Genomic DNA, 6,789 nt, shown 5'->3' with positions numbered 1-6,789 from the left:
CGCCTTCGACGACGAAGCGGAAGGCGTTCTGGGAGTGCCGGTGCTCCGGGGCGGTCTCGCGGCCGCCCAGGTACTGGATCGCCGCCCACAGCGTGGGGGTGGCGTACGGGGTGCCGGCCAGGCCCGGGTTCGCCAAAGCGATGGCGCGGCGTTCCCCGCCGCGGCCCACAGGAACCAGGTCCCCGGCGCGGGCGGCCAGCGGGTACAGGTCCTCCCACCGCCACACATGCGGGACCGCCTTCGGGGAGGGGACCGTGGGCATCAGGTCCGCGATCTCCGTCCACAGCGGAATCAGGTTCTCTTTATCGAAATCCCGGTACAGCTGCTCCAGTTGGGCAGCCTCCTCCGGCGTGGGCTCGGGAACGTGGTGTTCCTGCGCCACGGATTCGTGCGTTTGGTTTTCAGCGCTGATCGACACTGGCCTTCTCCTTGCGTGCGGACTGACTGCGACGTGCTTTCGACACTAAGGAGTTTGGGGTGTGATCCCGAGCATATTCTGTAGAGCAGAAAAGCGGAGTTTATTCGGGGATGGGTGGTGCCTCGCGGTCCACCGGATTGGCGGCGATGTCCAGCTCGAGCTGCCGCCGGGTTTCCATCATGACGCCCACCAGCCCGGCGTCGAACAGCTTCCGGAACCTGGCCACCGGCGTGGCCACGCTCAAGGCGCCCACCACCATGCCCTTGCCGTTGTGCAGCGCCATCCCGAAGGCGCTGATGCCCTCTTCGGTTCCTTCGAAGTTGGCGGCGAAACCATTGGCGCGCACGGACTCCAGCTCGCGCAGGAACGCCGGGTACTCGGCGTCGGGAATGTAGTCGCCGGCCAGTTCCGCGTTGGGGCTGCGGAACAGCTGCTCCAGGACGGCAGGATCCAGTTCAGCGAGGATGGCTTTGCCGCCCGAGGCCCTGTGTGCGGGCAGCAGCGTCCCCTGGCGGTCGCCCACCCGCAGGATGTTGGTGCTCTCTACGGTGTCCAGGAACCGGACCTTGGTGCCTACCCGGATCATCAGGTTGACGGTCTCGTTGGTGCGGGCGCACAGCAGTTCCATATGCGGGCGGGCGATGTCCCGCAGCTGCCGGGTCCAGCTGAAGCCGGCCGGTCCAGCACCCATCGCCGGGCCGGGGACGTACCGGCGGGTTTCGTCCTGGACGGCGAACCCGCGGTACACCAGCATCGCCAGGAGCCGGTGCGCCGTGGAGGGGGCCACGCCGAGTTCCTTCGCCGCGTCCTTGAGCCGCAGGCTGCCGACGTCCCGGAGGAGCTGGAGCAGCTGCAGGGCGTTGTCCACCGCTTCAATGGAGTAGGTGGGCTTCCGCCGGGCCGGAAGATTCTGCATGACAGAATCTTATGGGCGCAGCGCGGGGGATGCCAGCACAGTTGGTGGCATGAATCACACAACATCCGCTGCAGCGCCGCAGCGCCCGGCCGCCCCTTCGCCGGGTGCCGGCCGTTCCGGGTTTCCCCGGCGTTCCGTGCTGGCCGTCCTGGTGTGCTGGCTCCTGGTCGTGTTCGACGGCTACGACCTGATTGTCTACGGCACCGTCCAGGGCCCGCTCATCAGCGACACCGGCTGGGGCCTGACCAAGGCCACGGCGGGAACCATCGGGTCGATGGCCTTCGTCGGCATGATGATCGGCGCGGTCTTCGCCGGCCGGATGTCCGACACCTGGGGCCGCCGCCGCACCATCATCGGTTGCGCCGTTGTCTTTTCCGTTTTCACCATCCTCTGCGCTTTCGCTCCCAACGCTCCGGTCTTCGGCGTGCTGAGGCTGCTGGCCGGCGTCGGCCTGGGCGGCCTGGTGCCCTCGGCCAACGCCCTGGTGGCCGAACTGGTCCCTGACAAGTGGCGGTCCACCATCGCCACGCTCATGATGTCCGGCGTTCCCATCGGCGGTTCCATCGCCGCGCTGGTGGGCATCCCGCTGATTCCGGCGTTCGGCTGGCCGGTGATGTTCCTTGTCGCCGTGCTGGCACTGGTGGTGGTGGTCCCGCTGGGCCTGCGCTACCTGCCGGAAACGCTGCCCTCCGAGGATGCCGGGGACTCCGTGCACTCCGGCAGTGCTGCCAAGGAACCCGTGGGGTTCAGGTCACTGCTGCGTGCCCCGTTCGTCGGTGTCAGCGTCCTGTTCGCCGTCGCCACCCTGGTAACCCTCTTCGCCTGGTACGGGCTGGGAACCTGGCTGCCCAACCTCATGCAGCTGGCCGGCTACAACCTGGGTTCGGCCCTCACCTTCGCCCTGGCCCTCAACCTCGGTGCCGTGGCCGGGTCGGTGCTCACCGCCTGGGCCGGCACCAGGTTCGGTCCCATCCCCACAGCCATCGCGGCAGCGGCCGTGGCCGCCGTCGGATTGCTGGTCCTGGTGACCGGGCCGCCCGTCGCCGTCGTCTACCTCATGCTGGTGCTCGCCGGCGTGGGAACACACGGCACCCAGTGCCTGATCATTGCCGCCGTGGCCAGCCACTACCCGGCACACCTTCGCGGCACCGCCCTGGGCTGGGCGCTGGGCGTGGGCCGGATCGGGGCGGTCGCCGCCCCGCAGGCCGGCGGGCTCCTGCTCGCCGCGGGCCTGGGCGTCAATTCGAACTTCCTGGCCTTCGCCGGAGCAGCGGCCGCGGCGGCCGTCCTGATCGCCGCCGTCGGCACCAAAATCAAGAAATCACCAGCAGTAGGAGTTTCCAATGTCTAACGTCAAAGAGTCCACCGATGTCCTCGTGGTGGGTGGCGGCATGGCCGGGCTCGCCGGGGCGCTGGCCCTGCGCGAAAACGGCGCGGACGTCACGCTCGTGGAGGTTGCACCGGCCTTCGGCGAAGTGGGAGCCGGCCTGCAGATGGCACCCAACGCCTCCCGGGTCCTCAAGCGCTGGGGCCTGCTGGAGAAGGCCCTGGAAATCGGCGTCCAGCCCAAGCACCTGGTGTTCCGCGACGCGGTCACCGGGGAGGAACTGACGCGGCAGACCCTGGGCGGCGAGTTCGAGGACCGCTACGGCGCCCCCTACGTGGTGATCCACCGCAGTGACCTGCACCGGATCCTGCTGGAGGCCTGCCAGGCGGCCGGCGTCACCTTGGTCAACGACGTCCTGGTGCAGAAGGTGGAAACCGGCGGCGACCGGGCACGGGCCTACAGCGCCAAGGGCGAGGTGTTCGAAGCCGACGCCATCCTGGCCGCGGACGGCCTGAAGTCCACCCTCCGCGGCACCGTTGCCAACGACGGTCCGGTCAACTCGGCGTACGTGGCCTACCGCGGCACCGTGCCGATCACCCCGGAAACCCCGGCCGCCGACCTGGAGGACGTCATTGTCTACCTCGGCCCCAACTGCCACCTGGTGCAGTACCCCCTGCGCAAGGGCGAGCTGCTGAACACGGTGGCGGTGTTCAAGTCCGCCTCCTTCGAGCGCGGCGAGGAGCAGTACGGCGGCGTGGACGAACTCCAGGCCGCCTACGCGGACTGCGTCCCGGCGGTGCAGGAAGCCCTGAAGAACCTGGCCACCGGCATCCGCTGGCCCATGTACGACCGCAACCCGATCGAGAACTGGGTGGCCGGCCGGATGGCCCTGATCGGCGACGCCGCGCACCCGATGCTGCAGTACCTGGCCCAGGGTGCGTGCCAGGCGCTGGAGGACGCCGCCGTGCTGCAGGACGCCACGCAGGGCCTGGTCTTCACCGATGAGGGCGTCAACCCCGGGGCCTGGGAAGCCGCGTTCAGCGAGTTCAACGGCGCCCGCGCCGCCCGGACCGCCCGCGTCCAGAGGACCGCCCGCGTCTGGGGCGAGTCCTGGCACGTGGACGGCGTAGCCCGCGTGCTGCGGAACATGCTCTTCAAGAGCCGCGGCGACAACAACTTCCAGTACAACGACTGGCTGTACGGCCGCAACGAGCCCGGCGTTCCCGCCGAGGTTCCGGCCGGAGCCAAGCTCGTGGAAGCCTAAGCACCGCTATCCAAGGCGGGCGTACGACGGCGGGTGGCTCCCGCCGTCGTACGCCCGCCTTTTTTCGGGCTGGGTGGGGGACGAGCCCCCATCCATTGCTACCCACCGGCACCCTAACCTCGCAAGCCCGGCAAGGGAACCCTGCGGTGTGGGCCCACGTAACTGCCGTTTTGGCGCTTCAAAACGGCAGTTATGGAGCAATCGATGAGGACCGGAGTGCCCTGCAGGTCCTAATCAGGCCGGCGCCGGGCCCGTGGACTCCCGGATGGTCAGATGGGTGGGCATGACGGCCAGCTGCCGGCTGGCGCTTCCGGAGAGCGGGTTGAGCTGTGCCAGGAGCATGGACACGGCTACCCTGCCGGCCTGCTCAATGGGGCTGGAGATGGTGGTCAGCGGCGGATTGCAGAAGTCGGCGCCGAAGATGTCGTCCGAGCCGATGATGCTGATGTCCTCGGGAACCCGGATGCCGCGGGCCTTGAACCGCTGGAGCATCCCGATGGCCAGCAGGTCGTTGAACACGATGCACGCCGTGGCGCCGGTCCGGACGGCGGCGTCCGCCGCCGCGGCGCCCGACGTCGTCTTCGGCGTATAGGGGCCGATCCGGTGCACCTCCATGCCGCGCTTGGATGCATCCTCCTCGAAGACCTTCCAGCGCATCTGGTTGGACCACGACGTGGGTGGCCCGGCGACATAGCAGACCTTGTGGTGCCCCAGCGAGGCCAGGTGCTCCAGGGCCTGGACGATGGCGGAGGGCGTATCGATCATCACTGTGGGGGCGCTGGTGGACGCGCGGTTGAACGTCACCAGGGGCTGGGACTGCGATACCTCCGCCAGCTGCGCGTCCGTCAGTCGTGAGGCGGCCAGGATGAAGCCGTCGGCGGACTTGCGCATCTTGTGCAGCGCGTCCAGTTCCATCTCACTGGACTCCTCGGTATCGACCAGGAGCTGGGTGACGCCCGCGGCCTTGAGCTGGTGCTGGGTGCCGCGGATGATGTCGAAGTAGAACGGATTGGTGATGTCGGGCACCAGTACGGCCACGGCATTGGTTCGCCCGGAACTCAATCCGCGGGCCTGGGAGCTGGGCACGTAGTTCAGTTGGGCCGCCGCCTCCTCGATCCGTGCCCTGGTGCGCGCGTTCACCCGGTCCGGCTTCGACAGGGCGCGCGAGACCGTCGACGTCGCCACCCCGGCCAGTTCCGCCACATCCCGGATGGTCGGCTGGCGCTCCTGCTGGGCGCTGCCGCCGGCCGCGCCCCCGGCGCGGGCCTTGGTGGTTGGGTCTGCCATGGCTGCGGGCCTTTCCTCGCGTGGCCGGATAAATCCCGGATCCAGGGTGCACTGCTGCACGGTCCCGGTTCCGGTGCATCCATCTGAGCACCAATGGCAACTTTTGGCAACCGCTTGCCACATGCTTGCCACCTTCCTAGACTGGCTTTCGAGTCGCCTGCAGTGATGTCCGCCACACGATGGATGTGGCCATGTGGGTGTCCTAGAGGAGAGAAACAATGAGGTTTAAATCGACTACTGGGCTTGCGGCGATTGTCACGGCTGCAGCGCTCGCCTTGACCGGTTGCGGATCGGGCTCCGGAAACAGCGGAGGCTCTACCGGCTCGGACGGCAAAGTGGACGGCACCGGCAAGACCCTCAACGTCCTGGTCGGCGTCCTGAGCCAGTACCCGGAACAGCAGAAGCAGTGGCAGAGCGACATTGCCGCCAAGTTCAAGGCCGAAACGGGCGCCGATGTGAAGTTCGAAACCTTCGCCTCCGCCAACGATGAACTCACCCGGATCCAGACCTCCGTGGTGTCCGGCCAGGGCCCGGACATCTACGGGCTCGGCACCACGTTCACCCCCACCGCGTATGCCACCAAGGCGTTCGTCACCCTCTCGGACGACGACTGGAAGAAGGTGGGCGGCAAGGACCGGTTCAACCAGGCAGCCCTGGGCATCTCTGGACCGGACAAGGACCACCAGGCGGGCATCCCCTTCGTCAGCCGTCCCTTCGTGATGGCCTATAACAAGGACCTGCTCGCCGCCGCCGGCATCGACAAGCCCGCCACCAGCTGGGACGAACTGGCAGCCCAGGCCAAGAAGCTGACCAGCGGTGACACCTACGGCATCGCCACCGGCTACAAGGACAACTACGACCCCTGGAAGTTCATCTGGGCCATGTCCGTCCAGGCTGGCAACCCGCTGGTTGACGGCAACAAGCTGAAGATGGATGACCCCACCGTCAAGAAGGCCTACGAGACCTACTTCGGCTGGCTGACCAACGACAAAGTTGTTGACCCCGCATCTGTTGGCTGGAGCAACAGCAACGCCGTGGCCGCCTTCGCCAGCGGCAAGGCCGGTTACCTGATGATGACCACTTCCAGCTCCATCCCCACGCTGGACAAGTCGGCAGTCGCCGGCAAGTACGAATACACCCTGATGCCCACGATCGCCCCGGGCGAAACCCAGTCCAAGTCCGACACTGACGCAGCCAGCATCCTTTCCGGCGACAACCTGGTGGTGGCTGACTACTCCAAGCAGAAGGACCTCGCCTTCGCCTACATCAAGCTGATCACCTCCAAGGAAGAGCAGCTGAACTACCAGAAGACCTTCGGTGACCTGCCCGCCAACGCCGAAGCCCTTGCCAGCCTCACCGACGCCAAGCTCAAGCCGCTGGCTGATGCGGCCGCCAAGTCCAAGGCCACGCCGTTCACCGGGGCCTGGGGCGACATCCAGCTCGGACTCCTCAACGTCACCGTCCAGTCCGTTCCGGACCTGGCCGCCGGCAAGGTGGACGAATCCGCACTCGAATCAAGGATCAAGGACGCCCAGAACAAGGGCCAGGCTTCCCTGGACCGGGCCTCCAAAGGATAA

At 67.3% G+C, this 6,789-nt stretch carries 5 protein-coding genes and 1 pseudogene; 3 read left to right on the top strand and 3 right to left on the bottom strand.

Translation table 11 applies throughout. The features are described from left to right. Window positions 1–418, bottom strand: a pseudogene (locus ACYSM9_RS17845) (cupin domain-containing protein); the annotation flags it as partial. Window positions 419–518: 100 nt separating this feature from the next. After that, window positions 519–1,334 carry an IclR family transcriptional regulator gene (locus ACYSM9_RS17840; RefSeq protein ID WP_461858292.1) on the bottom strand — a complete coding sequence of 272 codons (816 nt, stop codon included), beginning with the start codon at window positions 1,332–1,334 and terminating at the stop codon, window positions 519–521. Between the two features lie 49 nt (window positions 1,335–1,383). Here ACYSM9_RS17840 and ACYSM9_RS17835 point away from each other — a divergent pair, with 49 nt between their 5' ends. Together ACYSM9_RS17835 and ACYSM9_RS17830 are read left to right on the top strand one after the other, a co-directional pair. Further along, a complete protein-coding gene (locus tag ACYSM9_RS17835) occupies window positions 1,384–2,685 on the top strand; it encodes an MFS transporter (protein ID WP_461858291.1) in 1,302 nt (433 codons plus the stop codon). Then, window positions 2,678–3,925, top strand: coding sequence for an FAD-dependent oxidoreductase (locus tag ACYSM9_RS17830; RefSeq protein WP_461858290.1), 1,248 nt, complete (start codon window positions 2,678–2,680; stop codon window positions 3,923–3,925). The genes ACYSM9_RS17835 and ACYSM9_RS17830 overlap by 8 nt, the downstream gene beginning before the upstream one ends. Before the next feature lie 234 nt (window positions 3,926–4,159). On the opposite strand, the gene ACYSM9_RS17825 is transcribed toward ACYSM9_RS17830, so the two are convergent. Then, window positions 4,160–5,212: a LacI family DNA-binding transcriptional regulator gene (locus ACYSM9_RS17825; RefSeq protein ID WP_461858289.1), complete on the bottom strand. Its 1,053-nt coding sequence runs from the start codon at window positions 5,210–5,212 to the stop codon at window positions 4,160–4,162. A 218-nt stretch (window positions 5,213–5,430) separates the two neighbouring features. Between ACYSM9_RS17825 and ACYSM9_RS17820 the strand changes: the two genes are divergently transcribed. Next, window positions 5,431–6,789 (top strand): ABC transporter substrate-binding protein, encoded by a 1,359-nt coding sequence (locus ACYSM9_RS17820; protein WP_461858288.1) that lies wholly within the window; start codon window positions 5,431–5,433, stop codon window positions 6,787–6,789.

It is taken from the genome of Arthrobacter sp. C152 (genome assembly GCF_054890965.1).
The sequence above is the reverse complement of the archived record's forward strand: the minus strand, read 5'-3'. Positions and strand labels throughout refer to the sequence as shown.